Annotated in this window: 18 protein-coding genes; 3 read left to right on the top strand and 15 right to left on the bottom strand. The window is 55.3% G+C overall.

What is annotated here, in order from left to right; translation table 11 throughout:
• Window positions 1-255: 255 nt before the first annotated feature.
• Window positions 256-1,116 carry an aldo/keto reductase gene (locus I2C21_RS05205; RefSeq protein WP_195278698.1) on the bottom strand — a complete coding sequence of 287 codons (861 nt, stop codon included), beginning with the start codon at window positions 1,114-1,116 and terminating at the stop codon, window positions 256-258.
• A 142-nt stretch (window positions 1,117-1,258) separates the two neighbouring features.
• On the opposite strand from I2C21_RS05205, the gene I2C21_RS05200 reads away from it, so the two are divergent.
• Complete coding sequence (locus I2C21_RS05200) at window positions 1,259-1,663, top strand: MerR family transcriptional regulator (protein ID WP_195278697.1); 405 nt, start codon at window positions 1,259-1,261, stop codon at window positions 1,661-1,663.
• A gap of 11 nt (window positions 1,664-1,674) precedes the next feature.
• On the opposite strand, the gene I2C21_RS05195 is transcribed toward I2C21_RS05200, so the two are convergent.
• From I2C21_RS05195 to I2C21_RS05180, 4 genes are all read right to left on the bottom strand, one after another.
• Window positions 1,675-2,523, bottom strand: coding sequence for an SIR2 family NAD-dependent protein deacylase (locus I2C21_RS05195; RefSeq protein WP_195278696.1), 849 nt, complete (start codon window positions 2,521-2,523; stop codon window positions 1,675-1,677).
• Complete coding sequence (locus I2C21_RS05190; RefSeq protein WP_195278695.1) at window positions 2,495-3,268, bottom strand: protein-ADP-ribose hydrolase; 774 nt, start codon at window positions 3,266-3,268, stop codon at window positions 2,495-2,497. The genes I2C21_RS05195 and I2C21_RS05190 overlap by 29 nt, the downstream gene beginning before the upstream one ends.
• A gap of 1 nt (window position 3,269) precedes the next feature.
• Window positions 3,270-3,893 carry a pyridoxamine 5'-phosphate oxidase family protein gene (locus tag I2C21_RS05185; RefSeq protein WP_195278694.1) on the bottom strand — a complete coding sequence of 208 codons (624 nt, stop codon included), beginning with the start codon at window positions 3,891-3,893 and terminating at the stop codon, window positions 3,270-3,272.
• 67 nt (window positions 3,894-3,960) lie between these two features.
• Complete coding sequence (locus I2C21_RS05180; RefSeq protein WP_195278693.1) at window positions 3,961-4,362, bottom strand: pyridoxamine 5'-phosphate oxidase family protein; 402 nt, start codon at window positions 4,360-4,362, stop codon at window positions 3,961-3,963.
• 131 nt (window positions 4,363-4,493) lie between these two features.
• Here I2C21_RS05180 and I2C21_RS05175 point away from each other — a divergent pair, with 131 nt between their 5' ends.
• Window positions 4,494-4,838 carry a winged helix-turn-helix transcriptional regulator gene (locus tag I2C21_RS05175; protein ID WP_195278692.1) on the top strand — a complete coding sequence of 115 codons (345 nt, stop codon included), beginning with the start codon at window positions 4,494-4,496 and terminating at the stop codon, window positions 4,836-4,838.
• 169 nt (window positions 4,839-5,007) lie between these two features.
• Here the strand turns inward: I2C21_RS05175 and I2C21_RS05170 are convergent, their stop codons facing one another.
• On the bottom strand, window positions 5,008-5,643 hold the full coding sequence (locus tag I2C21_RS05170; RefSeq protein ID WP_195278691.1) for an NAD(P)-dependent oxidoreductase: 636 nt from the start codon (window positions 5,641-5,643) through the stop codon (window positions 5,008-5,010).
• Between the two features lie 111 nt (window positions 5,644-5,754).
• Here I2C21_RS05170 and I2C21_RS05165 point away from each other — a divergent pair, with 111 nt between their 5' ends.
• Complete coding sequence (locus tag I2C21_RS05165; protein WP_195278690.1) at window positions 5,755-6,099, top strand: winged helix-turn-helix transcriptional regulator; 345 nt, start codon at window positions 5,755-5,757, stop codon at window positions 6,097-6,099.
• A gap of 308 nt (window positions 6,100-6,407) precedes the next feature.
• On the opposite strand, the gene I2C21_RS05160 is transcribed toward I2C21_RS05165, so the two are convergent.
• The 9 genes from I2C21_RS05160 to I2C21_RS05115 all read right to left on the bottom strand — a co-directional run bounded on the left by I2C21_RS05160 (window position 6,408) and on the right by I2C21_RS05115 (window position 17,350).
• Window positions 6,408-10,037 carry an S-layer homology domain-containing protein gene (locus I2C21_RS05160; RefSeq protein ID WP_195278689.1) on the bottom strand — a complete coding sequence of 1,210 codons (3,630 nt, stop codon included), beginning with the start codon at window positions 10,035-10,037 and terminating at the stop codon, window positions 6,408-6,410.
• A 163-nt stretch (window positions 10,038-10,200) separates the two neighbouring features.
• Window positions 10,201-10,800 carry a Crp/Fnr family transcriptional regulator gene (locus I2C21_RS05155; RefSeq protein WP_195278688.1) on the bottom strand — a complete coding sequence of 200 codons (600 nt, stop codon included), beginning with the start codon at window positions 10,798-10,800 and terminating at the stop codon, window positions 10,201-10,203.
• A gap of 165 nt (window positions 10,801-10,965) precedes the next feature.
• Window positions 10,966-11,208, bottom strand: coding sequence for a thioredoxin family protein (locus tag I2C21_RS05150; protein WP_195278687.1), 243 nt, complete (start codon window positions 11,206-11,208; stop codon window positions 10,966-10,968).
• Window positions 11,209-11,224: 16 nt separating this feature from the next.
• Complete coding sequence (locus I2C21_RS05145; protein WP_346728014.1) at window positions 11,225-12,508, bottom strand: metalloregulator ArsR/SmtB family transcription factor; 1,284 nt, start codon at window positions 12,506-12,508, stop codon at window positions 11,225-11,227.
• Window positions 12,509-12,611: 103 nt separating this feature from the next.
• Complete coding sequence (locus tag I2C21_RS05135; protein WP_101693019.1) at window positions 12,612-12,845, bottom strand: hypothetical protein; 234 nt, start codon at window positions 12,843-12,845, stop codon at window positions 12,612-12,614.
• Between the two features lie 174 nt (window positions 12,846-13,019).
• Window positions 13,020-13,640 (bottom strand): flavodoxin family protein, encoded by a 621-nt coding sequence (locus tag I2C21_RS05130; RefSeq protein WP_101693020.1) that lies wholly within the window; start codon window positions 13,638-13,640, stop codon window positions 13,020-13,022.
• A 201-nt stretch (window positions 13,641-13,841) separates the two neighbouring features.
• Window positions 13,842-16,091: a xanthine dehydrogenase family protein molybdopterin-binding subunit gene (locus tag I2C21_RS05125; RefSeq protein ID WP_195278686.1), complete on the bottom strand. Its 2,250-nt coding sequence runs from the start codon at window positions 16,089-16,091 to the stop codon at window positions 13,842-13,844.
• Between the two features lie 20 nt (window positions 16,092-16,111).
• Window positions 16,112-16,600: a (2Fe-2S)-binding protein gene (locus tag I2C21_RS05120; protein WP_101693022.1), complete on the bottom strand. Its 489-nt coding sequence runs from the start codon at window positions 16,598-16,600 to the stop codon at window positions 16,112-16,114.
• A 36-nt stretch (window positions 16,601-16,636) separates the two neighbouring features.
• Window positions 16,637-17,350: a GntR family transcriptional regulator gene (locus I2C21_RS05115; protein WP_186964269.1), complete on the bottom strand. Its 714-nt coding sequence runs from the start codon at window positions 17,348-17,350 to the stop codon at window positions 16,637-16,639.
• Window positions 17,351-17,483 lie beyond the last annotated feature (133 nt).

Below are 17,483 nucleotides of genomic sequence, written 5' to 3'. Positions count from 1 at the left end.
GAATGTTATGCCTGTTAAAGTATAGGAAATACAGCCCCATATAATAGGATTTGTCGAGTGGGAGTAATTTTAGGGACCCGGAAAAGCTCAAAATGACTGAGTTTTTGAGGGCTTAAGGTCCCTTGTGGCAACAATTTGGCAATATTTTTTCACTGCTCATAAAAAGAGAGCTAACTGATTTTGATTTGTCAGTTAGCTCTTTTTTTGCTCTCTTAGGGTCTGCCGATGTAATCTTCTAGGTTTTTGCGTTGCCGGTTACTGTTTTTCTTTTCTCTCCTCAACCATCCGAACAAACCATTCAACCATGGCTGGATCACTGTGGGAAAAGAAGGAACTTTGCTTTTTATCCAATGTGGAAATCAAATTCATGTCTGCCTGTTCCAATACAAAGTCAAAAACATTCAAGTTTTCTGCCATGCGTGTTTTATGGGTGGATTTTGGGATGACAACACCCCCTCGCTGAATATGCCAGCGCAAAATGACCTGTGCTGTTGTTTTTTTGTACTTCCCGGCGATTTGGATAAGTACAGGATTTTCGAACAAGCCTCCGCGCCCCTCTCCAAACGGTGCCCAGGCTTCCATTTGGATTCCATACTTATCCATCCATTTTTTCGCCTCTATCTGTTGATGAAACGGGTGGGTTTCTACTTGGTTGACCATAGGTTTCACACGGCTGAAGGACGCTATGTCTACCAGTCTGTCCGGATAAAAATTTGAAACACCGATTGCGCGCAATTTTCCTTGCGCATAGAGCTCTTCCAGTGCCCGGTATGCCCCATAGTAATCCGAAAATGGTTGATGAAGAAGAACCAAATCAAGATAATCTGTGCGCAGTTTCCGCATGGATTCCAGAACAGATTTTTTGGCGTTCTCATAACCATAATGTTCGACCCAAACCTTGGTCGTAAGAAAAATATCTTCTCTGGGGATACCGGATTTGACAATGGCATTTCCAACCTGCTCCTCGTTGAAATAGCTTTGTGCTGTGTCGATTGAGCGATACCCAACAGCAAGTGCATCCAGTACACAGCTTTCGCATTCTTCTTTTGATACTTGATAGACACCATACCCTACGATCGGCATTTTTACTCCATTATATAAAGTGATCTGTTCCATCATTACTACCTCCGCTTCTATTTGTTTGACGAAAGAATTGTTGTTTCAGGTCTTTTGTGTTAACATACAGAGTGTAACACCCGGTTGTAACTACCGGTCAATAGTTATTTTGAAAAGTTTAAGAAGCTTTGAGGTGCTTTCTATGCAATACAGTATGAAACAGACTTGTCAGCAAGTGGGGATGACCTATGAGGCATTAAAATTCTATTGCAATCAAGGATTAGTTCCCAATGTGAAACGTGACAAAAATAATTACAGGGTATTTGACGAACGCGATATCGAGTGGATCAAAGGACTGATCTGCTTAAAACGTTGTGGAATGAGCCTGGAGGATATGAAGCGCTATCTCGCTCTTTGCTTAGGGGGAAAATCCACCATTCCTGAAAGAAAAGAAATCCTGAAAAAGCAACGTGATTTTCTCCTGAAAAAAATAGAAAATTTGCAAGAAGATATTGCATACATTGATTGGAAGCAACACTACTATGACGATGTATTATCTGGAAAAACCAAATATACCAGCAATTTAATTGACACAGGCGAAGAATAAAAGGCCGCCTTTTATAGAAGTGAAGTCAAAATTTCTCCAATATCTCCGTCAATACAAATTGCCTGCGTTTGAACTTCTCTTGGACAGTATGCTGCGCCCAAGTTAATACAAGCGTAAGTTGCCTTGGGGTTTTGAAGGGTCATTCTCCAAAATGAATATTTGATAATGACCGGCGTATTGCCGCCTACACCCAATTCCAGGAAGAGAATATGCCGTCCCTCGTAGCGATGGAGAAAATCCTTATAGCGTCGAGCCGCCTCATGCCAACCTTCATCTTCCACAAAGGTATCATCCGACCTCAGATTCATGGACATGGGGGCGCCGCAGACGGGACAGTGGGGTACCAGTTCGGTGGGAACTTTCCTGTCCTTTTGTTCAGCAACCATCTTTTTAATGACGGTTTCGTTGTCATAGGTCTTTTGGTGGCAGGGCCTGGAACACTGCCACAGGCCGTAGTCACCCTGGGTGTAGAACAGCCGCTTTTTGTCAAATCCGGCCTTCTGGAAACAGTGGTCCACATTGGTAGTCAGCACAAAATAGTCTTTATGCTGCACCAACTCCAAAAGATTCTGGTAAACCGGCTTTGGTGCATCCAGATAGCGGTTGATGTAGATATACCGGCTCCAGTACGCCCATCGTTCTTCTAATGTGACAAAGGGATAGAAACCGCCGGAATACATATCGCGGAAGCCATATTTTGCGATAAAATCCCCGAAATACTGTTGGAAGCGTTCTCCAGTATAGGACAATCCGGCGGAAGTGGAAAGGCCCGCTCCAGCGCCGACCACAACCGCATCCGCCGTCTCCAGTTCCTGTTTGAGCTGCGCGATGTTATCCCAGCAGTCGCTTGTAGATTGCATAGTCGTTGTCCTTGAACACATTGAAAATAACCTCGATTTGACTTGAATTTTGCTGCTGCCATGTCTGTACCGTCTGGATGGCAATTTCCGCCGCCAGCACATTTGGAAAATGGAACTCTCCTGTGGAGATGCAGCAGAACGCTACGCTGTGCAGGTCGTTGTCTGCCGCCAGTTCCAGACAGGAGCGGTAGCAGCTGGCCAGCAGTTCCCGGTCTGTTTGGGTAACGGCCCCATTGATAATTGGGCCGACGGTGTGCAGCACATAGCGACAGCGCAGATGATAGGCTTTCGTAATTTTTGCCTTCCCAGTGGGTTCCGGCCCCTTTTGTTCGGCCATGATGCGGGCGCACTCCAAACGCAGCTGTACCCCTGCATAGGTGTGGATCGCGTTGTCAATGCAGCCGTGGCAGGGGACAAAGCAGCCCAGCATTTGGCTGTTGGCCGCGTTGACAATCGCATCAACCGCCAGCGTGGTAATATCACCTTGCCAGAGATACAGGCCAGGGCGCACTGGGGTCAGGTCATTCAGGTTTGTCACACCCCGTTCGGCCAGGCAATCCCTAAGATAAGCGTCCTGCACGCTCAAGAAATCCGCACTGATTGGGATAGGAGGGCGGATGTTCATCAGGCTGCGCAGAAGCCATCTCTTTTCTGCTAGGCCGGAAGGCAGTGCGATATTCTGATATTCTTCTCTTTCATTCAACAGATAGTGGATCAGATAGTCCACCCGTTGTTCCTGCGTCATATCACTGCCTCCGTTCAATGGCCCTTGCAGGGCAAATTTCAAAGCAGTTCCCGCAGCGCAGACAGTGCTCCTGCTGGATGACCACCGGTTTCTGCATGATATCAATACACTTCTGCGGACATTTGGGATAACACAATTTGCAGCCGATACATTTGCCGGTCACAAAGTAGCCGGTTTCTTTTGCCTGTGCACCGCCGAAGGAAAAGCTGGCTCGTTCGATCGGAAGTCTGGAGAGGTCGAACCATTCGCCGGTTCCCTCATAGATTTGAAACACAGTGAGGGTGCTGCGGGAACACATATCAGGATAAATTTTCTCCATATAGGGATTTTTACGAAACAAATCCGGCAGTCTGTCTGAGCCGATCTCTTTTGCATTCCCCTGTACCGATACCGCCACGCAGGAAAGGGTGTCTTCTCCCTTCATGGCGGTAAAAGCAACCTGTTCATTGGCTTTCAGACGGTCATAGAAATTTTTACCTTTTGCCGTCAGGAAATAAAGACCATTTTCATCATAGTCCATGATATCAATGGCAGAGGTGACGGGCCGCCCCTCACTGTCCACGGTGGCAAAAACGGCAGAATGAACTTGGTTTACGATGAAATTAAAACATTTCTGAATATTCATTTCATATCTTCCCCATCAAACTGAGTAAAGCCCTGCAAGGTCGTAAACCAGCAGGGCCTTTCTCATATTACAGATCGTACTCCCTGGGCGGGTTGCCGGAGAAGTCGGCGATCACCGCATGAGCGTTCTTCAAATAGAACACCTCGAAGATTGGGTTAGTGGCTTCACCGTACTGTCCCTTGACGATAGGGTTCTGGATACACATCTCTTTGGCGGCCATATTATTTTCGAAAACGGCCTCTCCGTTCAGACGAATCCAAGCATAAGCCGGGCTGGAAACAGATACCTCAATGTTGGGGTTGGCCTGCATATCCTTGTAGACATCCTTCTGGTTGTTGGTGCAGAACCACAGCTTGCCGTCCATCTCACCGGCGAACATAAAGGGGCGGCACTTGGCTTTGCCGTCATGGCCGACCGTAGCCAGATACTGTACGGGATTTTCCTGCAGAAATGTTACGACTTCATTCATGATGACTGCCTCCTAATTTTAAATTTGGTTTTTTGGGATTGCAATTTTTATCTTGCAAAATTATAATAATGCTGTAAGTATCTATTGTAAAGTAAGCACTTTATTGTGCTATAGTTACTAAAAAGAAACTAATGGAAAGAAGTGATACCGTGCAACAAACAAAAGAATTACCTGCCTGTCCGGTGGAAACAACGCTTATGCTGATTGGTGATAAGTGGAAAGTTCTGATTCTGCGGGACCTCATGCCTGGTACAAAACGGTTTGGAGAACTAAAAAAATCCATTGGAAATGTATCGCAGAAAGTGTTGACCGCACAACTCCGGGATATGGAAGAAAAAGGGCTGGTCAGTCGAAAAGTATATGCCGAAGTTCCTCCGCGAGTCGAGTACAGTTTGACCGAGCTTGGGAAAAGCCTGAAACCCATTCTGGACGCTATGTGGACGTGGGGCGAAGGATATAAAGCACAAAATGGTTAAGAAAAAACGGTGCAGATTGAACGTCTGCTCCGTTTTTCTTTTGGGTTCTGTTCTTCTGTCATCAAATTCTTGTGTGGTTTGCTTTATGGCACACGAGCTTTTCCCGCGAGTAAAAATCGTGCAAATGCTGCAATCATATTCGCATGTTATCAGAGATGCAAAATGATGATCAGCTCCCTATAATGGGCATAGAATGAATATAAGTATCCGAATCAAGCATTTTTATCATAAATGCGCCAATGTCTTCGCGTGAAATGGAAAACTTCATTTTTCTATCGCCGAAGCCGACTTTTACATTTCCTGTGTAAGATGTGTTTTGAGGCGCCATAAACCGCACCAATGTCCAGTCTAAATTGGATTCCTGAAGAACTTTTGCAATTGCCAGCATCTCTTTTTTGGCTTGGGGAAAAAGGAGCCCAGCCATGATTCCAGGAACTACGGTGATCAATGATTTTTTATCCTGTTCAAAATGTACGCTTGGTGTTCCCCAGTCAACCAATCGTTTCACTTGATTTGCTTCCATGGCTTGTATCAAAACCTTGTGTCCCTCTAAGGACTCCATTTTCTGATAGCTTTTTTTCATAGGAATCCCGACACACCAAACCACGGCATCTTGCCCGGATAGTGCCTTTGTCATTTTCTGCTGGTCGTAAATATCACCCTGAATGACCGTCAAATGCGCATCCGTTTGTGTTATCTTCTGTGCGTTGCGCACATAGGCCGTGACATGATAACCACTTTGCAATGCATACTTGACGGCCCATTTTCCAATTCCTCCAGTTGCCCCAAATATAATCACATTCATAGACATATCTCCCTTTACGGTTTACAATTTTAATCTTAGACTTTATAATTAAAAATACAAGTACAATATTAAAATAGAAGTACTATTAAAAATGATAGTATTGGAGAAGCTATGAAAAACGATTATACAGATAATATGGAAGCCTGTCCCATTGGGAAGGTGCAGAAAATCATTCGAGGTAAATGGACGATGGTGATTATCTATCACCTGAGTGAGAGCCATGTTTTGAGATTCAGCGAATTGAAACGCAAAATGCCTCAAGTTACAGAAGCCAACCTCACAAAAGAGCTGCGCACACTGGAGGCATATGGAATCATTCATCGGGAAATTTATCGTGAAGTTCCGCCCAGAGTGGAATATTCGTTAACTGCCGTTGGAACAAAGTTTGTCCCGGTTTTGGAGGCGCTTGAAACATGGGCTTTGGAGTATGAAGCTGCACACAGCGAGATTCAGTGATTTGAAAATAAGGTGCGCTCCTTGATAGGACAATTCAGATAGATTTTGGATAGCAAAAGTCCGAATAGACCTTAGGATAAGGATAATCTGCGTCAAATAAAACCACGACAAATTAAATCCTCTATACAAAAGAGCTTAGAAATGGATTTAACTCGGCGAGTGGGAGTAATTTTAGGGACCCGGAAAAGCCCGATATGACTGAGTTTTTGAGGGTTTAAGGTCCCTTGCGGCAACGATTTGGCAACTATTTTTAAAATATAAGGGAGGACTGCTGAAAAGCAGTCCTCCCTTTGTTATGCTGTGGGAATTTACTTGGTGATCGTCAGGTCACAGCTGCCGTCGTTGAGATTGGACAGCTCACCGATGAAGTAGATCACATCCACCGTGGCGGAGGGATCGCGGACGAACTGATAGCGGTCGTAGTTGGCCGGAGTCCGCTCATTCCAATCCAAGCCGGTCTCCACATACTCGATGCCGTTATCGTAGCTGGAAACGTCATTGAACTCGCCGCACTGGAGCACACCGCCGCCGGTGATGGAGCCGGAGTTCACCAGAACGGTACCCGAGGCGACCAGCCGGGCGCTGGAGGCCACCGTGATGGTACCCATGTTGTAGGTCGAGTACCCGGTGTTCTGATAGGAGAAGCTGCCTCCGTTGACGTTGAAGCTGCCGTAGTTCTCGCTCCGGCCGTTGATGTTGACCCGGCCGCTGCTCTCCACCACGGCGCCCTGCTGGGTAGTCATGCCGCCGTAGACATCGAAGCGGGCATAGGTGCTCTCTACGAAGACCTGGGCGGTGGGCTCCAGCGTCAGACCGTCGTTGACTTCCACTCTGGCCTGGTGGCTCGTTGTGTCGGAAATGGTGACCGTGCCGGCAAAGACGTTGGGAACCTGGCTCTCCGGATTGCGGTCCAGGTAGAGCATGCATGCGCTGGAAATGGAGCCGCCCTCGTCCAGATGCATACCGCCCTTTTCGCTGTGGAGGCGGAGATAGCCATACTGAGGTACCTCCACCTTGCCGCCGGAGCGAACGGTGATGCCATCCTCCGCATTGACATTGGTATTGTAATAACGGTTCTGCTGCTCGCTCTGGCTGTTGGTGGACAGGACGCCGCCCTTGGCCACGATGAGGGAGCCGTTGTCCACCGACAGGTTGGCGGCCTGATTGGCGTCGCCCTCCAGGGTGAGACGGGCCGAGACGGTCAGGGAAGCACTGGAGAGATCCAGATACTGACCCGGACGCAGGGTAAGGTCCTCAGTAAGAACCACATCCTCCGTTCCGGTATAGGTGACCGCAGTGTACTCGTTGCCGCGGAGGATCTCCAATGCCTCGCTCCACACGGCGGTGTTGTAGTGCTTACGGGTATAGGAGGTGCCGCCAAAGTCCACGCTGAGCATCTGGCTTACCCCGTTGAGGGTGAGGGTGATGTCCACCATGGCGATATCCTCGGAAGCGGGCTTCGCCGCGGTGAGAACTACCTTGCCATCCTCCAGAGCAGCCGACACAGGATATGGCTCATATTCGTCGGTCTGGTTGTCATAAATCTCCGCAGATACCTCGGGCACGCCGGAGAAGGTCTCACCCGCAAAGGGAGTGACTACGATCTTGAGGCCGGTATAGTTCTTTTCGGTGACATTGCTGCCGGAAACCTGGAAGATGTCATAGAAGCTGCCGTAGGTGTGCAGTTCGTAGGTCTCGACGCCGTCGACCCAGTTGCTGTTCAGATAGCCGTTGACCGTGCCCACAAAGTCGGGCAGAACGGTCTCGCCGGCCTTACCGCCGGTGAGGTAGTACTCCACGGTACCCAGACCGCGGTTGACGTCCTTGGTCTCCAGGCGGGTCTGGGTGTCGTAGTCACCGGGGACATCCTGGGCAGTGCGCACCACCAGGCGGGCGGACTGGAGACCAAGGACCTTGCCCTCGGCGTCGGCCCACTTGATGTAGAGGACCTCGTTGGAGGTCAGGGGCTTGCCCTCAGCATCGGACACCTCGGCCACGATGCCGGGGAAGGCGTCAGAGACTTCCTTGTACTCGGTGGAAGCCATGGCAGCCTCAGCGGTGGGAGCCACAGCGGCCTTGACCGCGCCCTCCACCGGGGAAACGGTGAGGGTGTAGCTGAGATTGGCTGCATAGGTCACAGTGGGATCCACATAGATGGTCACGGTGCCGTTGGCCACCGTGGGCTCCTCGATCTCCTCGGGCTTCACGCCGGTGCTCCACGTGCCGGAGAGCTGCTCATTGGCGGCCAGCTCGCCCTTGACCCAGATGGCAGTGACCTTGATGTCCTTGATGATGTTCTCCTTGGCCAGGTCATGGTCCCAGCCGGCGAAGAGCCAGCCGTCCTTGACGGGAGGCAGGACGTCCTTCACATAGCCGCCCAGCTTGACCTTCTGCGAGGGGATCTCAGTGCCGCCGTCGGTGTCAAAGGTGACGGTGAGGGGAGGCACGTTGCCGATGTAGATCCGGCTCAGGCCATTGAGGGTAAAGCGGATATACTCCGCACCATCGATGGTGACGACTTCGCCCGGTACGGCCTCTTCCGTTCCTTCTTTATTGGTGTGGCTGGCGAAGAAGGTGTAGAGGCTCAGGTCGGCGTCAGACGCCAGGCCCAGGGCCTCCCGGGACAGGGTGACGGTGGTCTCGCCCACGGGGTGGACCTTCTGATCGGTGCCGTCCTCCGTGGTCATGGAGAGATCCACATCCAGGGTCACCAGTTCGGGGGTCACCTCAGCCTCGGGGTAGGCATTGGTGATGGCAGTCTGGATCTTGACGGACTCTTCTTCCGGGACCGCCTCGTCCGACTGGGTGACATCCAGAGAGAGGACAGCATCCGCGGGGATTTCGATCGTTTCGCCGCTTTCGTTGACGAATTTGGCGCCCTCATCCACGACAACAGGGGACTTGTCGGGATCGGTCTCGCCCGGATCCACCTGCGCGACCACCTTGCCGGTGGCGGCGCTCGTCACGGTGCCGGAGTAGCTGCCGGTGCCGGTGGCCTCAGCGGTAATGGTCTGGCCCACATCCAGGGAGGACACGGTGTAGACGTTCTCAGAGGACTTCTCTACACCGCCCACCAGCCAGCGGATGGAATAGACCGAATCCTTGGGGGAGACATAGGTGTAGAGCTCATCACCGGAGTGCAGGGCAGCGCCGGTGACATCCACCTCATTGCGCAGGATGTAGATGCCGGACAGGGCAGTGGTGGTGCTTCCGCCGCCGCCTCCACCGCCGCCGCCGGAGGGCTTGGTGGTGGGTGTGGGCTTGGCAGGCTGGACCAGCTCGTCGGTCTTGTCCATCAGCTCGTCCATGATGACGGCCACGGAGGCACGGGTGGCGGTGGCGCTGGGATTAAAGACATTGCCGCCCACGCCCTTGACCAGACCGAGGGCCTGGGACAGATAGACCGCATCCTTGGCCCAGGCGCTGATGGCGGCGTCGTCATCGAACTTGGCGGAGGCCTGATAGCCGCTGAGATCATAGCCCATGTAGTTCAGGAAACGAATCAGGAAGGCACACATCTGCTCCCGGGTGACCAGCTCATCGGGGGCGAAACGGGTGTCGCTGTATCCGGCGGTGACGCCGGACTTGACGGCCCAGGAGACGGCCTGGGCATACCAGGCGTCGGCGCTCACATCCTGGAAGGAGGCATCGGCGCCGGTGGGCGCGGGACCGTCCAGCTTTTCCGAGAGACGGTAGAGCACGGACACGAACATACCACGGGTCATACTCCCGTCGGGATCAAAAGTGTCCGCGTCGATACCGCTGAACAGTCCGGCATTGACCACATCGGTGATGGCCTGCTGGCCCCAGTGGCCCTGAATGTCCGAAAAGGAGACCGCTTCCGCCGCCAGGGCGCCGGTGGGCAGGATACCCGCCAGCATGGCTGTGGTCAGAAGGGAGGCCAGTCCCTTTCGGAGATCTGTCTTTTGTGGTTTCATCTCTCCAACTCCTCTTACTGGTTTAGAATGGGACATGCGAAGGGGACGCGATCATACCTTGCAATCAGCTCCTTGCATCTGGTCAGGGCAGCATATCCGGATTCCCACGGCGATGAAATATGCCGGCCGTGGGGACTGAGCCGCGGCGGGGGCCGCACAGGGATCAACGCTCCGGATATGAGTCGGACACCAGTTTTTCACGCAGCGCGGTCCGCTGGCGGCTCAGTGTGGATGGATTCATGCCCAGAAACGAGGCAATGTACTTGTTGCTGACCTTTTGGATCAGGCCCGGGTAGGTCTGCAGGAACCACTGATACCGCTCCCGGGCGGTGTACTGATACATGGCGATTTTTAGTTCCCAGTGCATTTTTGTGGACTCCATCAGCAGGTTGTAGGCATATTTCAGCAGCTCCATATTGGTCTCCAGGTGATAGGAGACAATGGAGAGCGGAATGGTCAAAATCGTCGAATCGGTCAGGGCCTCGATGCTGATGGGGGACGGGCCCGTAATATCTGGCCCGGGCATGGCAGGCGCCCCGGTACGGAAGGCAAAACAGTCGGTGACCTCCTGGCCGTTGGCGTCCAGAAAAAATCCGCGGATGATACCGTCGATCAGAAATGAGACATAGACTTGAGGCTCTCCCTGACGGATGAGAAAGGAGCCTTTGGGCAGTGCGTGGATCTCGATCTCATTGAGCAAATCATCGGTTAAAATGCTGGCGGGAACGTGCAGAATATCGGCCACATAGCCCTTCATATCCATGTGCATCCCTCCCAATTGTTTTTGCTTTTATTATACCATTTTTAGGAACAGATGCATTGATACAGGTCAATTTAGCAGGTTAATTGGTGAAATAAAAAGAAGGCTTTCCGGTAGAAACCGAAAAGCCTTGAAAGTGAGAAATAAATTGGTTCGTGAAAGGGGGGCTTACGACAGATACGGGCGCAGCAGATCCACGATCTCGCCCTTGCTGGCGATACGTCCGGCGATGAGAAGCTTACCGTTCACCATCAGGGAAGGGGAGGACATCACGCCCAGGGACACGATCTCCATCAGTCCCTCCACCTTTTCCACCGGGACCTCCACGCCCAGCTCGGCCAGGGCCTCCAGCGTGTTGGTGTAGAGCTTGCCGCACTTGTCGCATCCGGCACCGATTACCTTGATATCCATATCCATGACCTCCTGATCAGTTGCGCAGTTTCATCTCCTGCCCGACACAGGTCTCCCAGGCAGAGAAGATATGTTTGATGACGGCCGGACCGATCCGGGAAATAAAGACCAGCTGGGAGAGCTCCTTTTCCTCACAGGGCTTCCAGTCGATGCGGGAGCCCACCAGGTCCACCTGGTTCCAGCCCTCGTCTGCCAGGTGGAAGAAGCCCTTGCAGCGGTAGAGATCGGACTGGATCTCCCGGAGGAAGGCGGTGAGCTGCTCCCGGGTCACGGTCCCGGAGAAATCCATGAAGAGGGTCTTGGGCTTGGTCTCCGCGGAGTTGGTGGTCTCCTCGCCCTCTGCCCACTGATAGAGGAGCAGGTCGTCCTGGAGGAACTGGGGCGAGAGGGAGCCCATCTGGCTCTGCTCGATGGGACAGACCGGGTTGATCTCCCGGATGGCCCGGACCACTTCCTCCAGCTGAGCGGGGGAGACCAGGTCGGTCTTGGTGATGACCGCCAGGTGGCAGTGCTTGAGCTGCCGGTTGACGGTCTCCAGGTCGCCGCGCTGCTCCAGGAAGTTTACGGCGTCCACCAGACAGATCACGCCCCGGAACTCGTAGGATGCGCCGGCCGCCACCTGGGCCGCCTGCAAAATCTCCTCCACATTGGAGGGATCGCCCAGACCGGAGCTCTCCACAAAGAGGTACTCCAGGTTCTGCGCGGCCATCTCGGCCAGCGCCTGGACAAACTGGAGCTTGAGACAGGAGCAGAAGATGGAGCCGCGGTTGACCTCCACCATCTGGATATTGTCATTGCGGAGGATGGTGCCGTCGATTCCCAGCTTGCCGAATTCGTTCTGAATGACGCCGATGCGGCGGCCCTGGAGCGCGTCCAGGAGGCGGAGGAGCAGGGTGGTTTTTCCGGCGCCGAGGAAGCCGGTGAGGACATAGAGCTTGGTGCTGTGTTCTGTCTGCATGGCGGGATCTCCTTTCAAAGTGGTGCCTGGGGCAGGGGCCTCCGGTCCGGCGGGACATGCGGCCGACTCCAAGGCGTCCATCAGGCCGTCGATGGCCTGGCGGACGCTGTGGAGGGTGTCGCGGTTCAGGGTGTAGTGGGTCCAGCGACCCCGCTTCTCCGGGATGGCAAGGCCTGCGCCGCACAGGAGCTTCATATCGTGGGAGAGGGTGGGCTGTGTGATGGAGAAGGCCTCCAGAATCTTGCAGGCGCACAGGGGCTGCTGGGAGAGCATGGAGAGAATTTGCAGCCGCTTGGGGTCAGCCAGCGCTTTGCATACTTTGGCCAATTCTTCGTGGGTCATACACGGCCCTCCTCTTACCTGAATAAATAGAAAAATATCGATATGTTATAAACGGATTATACCATACAGATAGAAGAACGTCAATATATGATGAGAGACAGGATCAGGAGTCCAGCTCATCCAGCTGGTCCATCAGATCGTCGGCCTGGTCCTCCAGCGCTTCCCGGCGGTCGCCCCAGACCTCATAGGCCTCGCTCTCCATATCCTCCGGTTCCTCCAGATCCAGCCGGGCAATTTCCTCCTTTACCTGGGCCAGCTGGGCGAGAAGGGCCTGTCTGCGCTCCTCTTCCGGCGCGGCGGGGGAGCGGAAGGAAGTGATGTCGATGATGTCAGCCATAAAAAGCTCCTTTCCTCTGTCGCTCGGACAGAACATCCTTGCATGGGCTGAAGCGCAATGCTCCGGCAGCCTCTATTATAATGGGCAGAGTACCGGGCGGCAAGTCCTGTACGCCCTCCCGCCGGCAAGAGAAAACCCGGCCTGCTTGTGCAGGCCGGGCATTTCATCCTTGTATTACTCCTTGGCGGGGGCCAGGAGCTTGGTGAGCATGGCCACCTTGCGGCCGATGCCCTGGGCCTTCTCCAGACCCTCGGGATCGTCCATGGTGCCCGAGCCGTCGCCGGGATTCCACAGACTGGCGCCGGCATAGACGCAGACGCCGCCGTTGCAGACGGTGATGCCCTGGGTGTGATAGAAGCCCAGGATCCCGTTGATGGCCATTTCCTGGCCGCCGTTGCGGGTACCGCCCACGGCGATGGCGCCGCCCACCTTGCGGGCGAAGAAGTCGGGGTTATCCTTCAGAATGGTCCAGGTGGGACGGAAGCGGTTGAAGAAGGTGGCCAGCTGGGCGGTGATATTCATCTCATACACAGGCGTGGCGATGATGTACCCGTCTGCGTTATAGAACTTTTCATAGAGCTCGGTCATGCCGTCGTCCTTATAGACGGGGCAGTAGGTGACCCCCTGCTTGGTGCACTGGTTGCAGTGGATGCAGAAATTGAGCTTGCGGCCACGGAGCTCCACCAGCTCGACTTCCACGTCGCCGGTGGCCTCGGCGGCCTCGAGAGCGGCCTTCAGGGCGGTGTAGGCAGATTTTTTGCGGGGGCTACCACAGATACCAAGAATTTTTACCATGAGAGATGCGCTCCTTTCGTTGATCGGTCTATACCGGGAAACTGCCTGACGGCATTCTGACAGAGAAAACAACGAGATAAAATCCTTCTTTTCTGCCTTTTATGGTAGGATGTTTTTGACGGGCCGTCAAGAGGAAAATGGATGCGGAAGACGGCCTTACCGCACAGAGGCGGAAGCTCTGCCCTCCAAAGTCGTGGGGAATCAGCTACGGCCTTCCATGGCGGCCTTGACCCGATCGGGGGTCAGGGGCAGCACGTGGAGGTCGGCGTTCAGGGCGTCGTTGACCGCGCCCACGATGGCGGGGACCACCGGGACGATGGAGGCCTCGCCGATGCTCTTGCCGCCGTAGGGGCCGCCCTGCTCGAACTCCTCCACGAAGTGGATGGAGATGGGGGGCAGGTCGGTGGAGCGGGGCAGACGGTATTTCTTCAGATTGGCGTTGATGGGGCGCCCCTTCTCGTCCAGCTGGAGGCCTTCAAAGAGTGCCATGCCCATGCCCATCAGGACGGCGCCCTCGATCTGGCCCTCCAGCAGCATGGGATTGAGGGCAGTGCCCACATCGCACACGGCCAGATAGTCGGTGACCTTGACCTCGCCGGTCTGCTTATCCACCCGCACCTCGGCAAAATGGGCGCCGTAAGAGCCGGCGTTGTGGTCGGAGCAGTAGGAGACCGTCTCCAGCAGCTTGCGCTTCTGGTGGTCATAGGCGTAGCAGGCCAGGTCCGCCCGGGTCAGACGGGTGTCGCTGCCCTCGGTCCAGTAGGCGCCGTCGCTGTGCTGGACCTGCTCCACCGGGCAGCCCAGGGCGTCGGCGGCCACAGCGCGGAGGGTCTGCTCCATCTGGCGGGAGACCGTCTCCACCGCGGCGCCGCCCGACCAGGTGTTCCGGCTGGCGCCCGAACCCATGTCATAGGGGCAGCTGTGGGTATCCGAGTGGGTCAGTTCGATCTGATCGAAGGGAATGTCCAGGGTCTCGGCCACGATCTGCTTCATCAGAGTATAGGTGCCCGCGCCGTGGTCCGTGAGGCCGGTGCGCAGCAGGACGGAGCCGTCCTCATGGACCATCAGCTCAGCCACGGTGATGTCGGGGGCAAAGGGAGCCACGCCGTTGCCGTGCAGGGCGGTGGCCACGCCGTAGCCGTAGACATAGCGGTCGGTCTCCTTGGCGGCCTTGCCGGCCAGCTTCTCCTTCCAGCGGAAGAGCTCTGCGCCCTTGACCAGACAGTCGTGGACCCGGGCGTTGCCCAGGGTGTCGTTGGCACCCCGGTCCAGACCGTAGGGGCGGACCAGGTTGCGCTCGCGGAAATCCACGGGGTCCATATGGACTGCCTTGGCCGCCTTGTTGATCAGAAGCTCCAGGGTGGTGAAGACTTTGGGGGAGCCGAAGCCGCGCATGGCGCCGCCCACAGGGGTATTGGTATAGGCCGCCTTGCCGTCAAAGCGCTGGTTGGGGGCCTGGTATACCTTGAACATCTTTCCGCACATAGCGGCCTGGACGTTGATGCTGCCGCCGCAGTAGGGGCCGGAATTCATGAAGGAGCGGATCTCAAAGCCGGTCATGGTGCCGTCTTTCTGCACGGCCATCTTGCCGTAGAGCTTGATGGCATGGCGGGTGTAGGTGGAGACCATGGACTCGGTGCGGTTGTAGCGGATCTTGACCACCTTGCCGCCGGCCTTCTTGGAGAGCAGCAGGGCGATGGGCTCCAGCAGGACGCCGTCCTTTCCGCCAAAGGTGCCGCCGATGAGTCCGCCGTGAATGGCGATCTTGGTATAGGGCAGGCCGAAGATCTGGCCCAGCATGATCTGGACCCGGTGGACGCCCTGCTGGGGCTCCCACACCTCCAGATAGTCGCCCCGGTTCCAGCGGGCGATGCACTGGTGGGGCTCAATGGCGCCGTGGTGGATCATCTGGGTGGAGAGGGCGTTTTCCACCACCACGTCGGCCTCAGCCAGGGCGGCGTCCACGTCGCCGCACTCGGCCCGCTGGGCCTTGAGCAGGTTGCCTTCGGGGTAGATGCGGGGAGCGTCCTCCTTCAGGGCCTCCTCGGGATCAAAGACAGCGGGGAGCTCCTCATAGTCCACCTCGATGAGCTTGATGGCCTTCTGGGCGATGGCCTCGGTGTCGGCGGCCACGGCGGCCACCTCGTCGCCCACAAAGCGGACCACGTCGTCCAGCACCCGCTCGGTGGCGGGGATGCCGTCCTTGGCCCAGCGCATGATGCGGTTGAAGCAGGTCTTGGGGGAGTCCTGATAGGTGATGACGGCCCGCACGCCGGGCAGTGCCTCGGCCTTGCTGGTGTCGATGGAGCGGATGCGGGCGTGAGCCACGGGGCTGGTCAGGACCTTGCCCCAGAGCATACCGGGGAAGCGCAGGTCGTCGGTGTAAACGGCCTCGCCGGTGACCTTGGCCACGGCGTCAATGGTGGGGGTGGGCTGTCCGATGTACTTCATAATACTGGTTCCCTCCTCATTTAACCCTGCTGGGCGCCGTCGTCCTCCCGCATCCGGCGGGCGGTGAGCTGAACGGCCTCCACGATCTTCTTGTATCCGGTGCAGCGGCACAGGTTGCCCTCCAGCGCGGTGAGGATCTCATCCTCGCTGGGGTCCGGGTTGTTGGCCAGCAGCGCCAGAGAGGTCATGACCATACCGGGGGTGCAGTAGCCGCACTGGATGGCTCCGGCGTCCACAAAGGCCTGCTGGACAGGGTGGAGGTGGCCGTCGTGGCTGACGCCCTCGATGGTGAGAATGTCCGCGCCCTCCAGGTTGCGGGCCAGCAGCACGCAGGAGTTCTTGGGCACGCCGTCCACCAGGACCTTGCAGGCGCCGCAGTCGTTGGTGCCGCAGCCGTACTTGGTGCCGGTCAGGTTCAAAACCTCCCGCAGTACATAGAGCAGGGTCCAGTTGTCCTCGATCTGAAGGGCGTGGTCTGTGCCGTTGATGTGAAGGGTAATGTCTCGCATCGTCAATGCATCCTTTCTCTCCAAAATCCGGTTGGGTTATGACTGTGCGCCGATGTTCCAGTTCTGGAGCACGCGCATCCCATAGTGCTGGGGATGGAAGTAGTGGACGTTGAGCAGGACGGGCACATCCTGCACATCATAGAAGAGCTGTTCGCAGTAGAGAAGGGGAGTTCCCTTGGGGAGCTCAAAGAGGGCGGCGACCTTTTCGTCCGCGGCCACGGCCTGGTAATCGTTGAGGGAGTGGGCCAGCTTTTTCCCGCAGTGGTCCCAGATGCACTCATGGATGTACCAGTTCTGCTCCTCCGGACGGAAGGGGCGCTTGACCAGATCCAGGGAGAGGCGGCTGATGGTAAAGACGCCCGGGTGATCATCGGCCGTGTAAATGGTCTCGTAGCGCTGGAGCAGGCTCTCCGGCTGGACCTGGAGCCGCTCCGCCAGCGCGGGGGAGGCCGGCTCGATCCCCAGGAAGAGCATCTTCATCCCAGGGGTGCGGCCGTTGCGCCGGAAGGTGTCGGCAAAGGAGAAACCCTGGTCCACCCGGTTCGTGGGGTCCAGCGCGCTGGGGTGGATGAAATTGCCCACGCCGTGCCGCTTGGTGAGATACCCCTCCAGGGTGAGCATCATCAGTGCCTCCCGCAGGGTGACCAGACTGATGCCAAGGCGCTTGGCCAGCTGATCCTCGGGCGGGAGTTTGTTGCCTGGAAAGGTCTCACTGCGAAACATGTCCAGGAGGCGGCGTTTCACCGCCATATACGAGCTAAGATTGGTTGCAGCCATTCCGACATCCTCACAATCCTTATAAGTTATACGCTGTCCTTATAAGTTTACGGCATTATTCTACATTGTTTGTATCACAAATACAAGAGCAATTCTTTTTGATCTT

Source organism: Clostridium sp. J1101437_171009_A5 (assembly GCF_015547905.1).
GTDB classification, from domain to species: Bacteria; Bacillota; Clostridia; order Oscillospirales; family Oscillospiraceae; genus Pseudoflavonifractor_A; species Pseudoflavonifractor_A gallinarum.
This window is presented reverse-complemented; position numbering and strand designations above follow the sequence as displayed.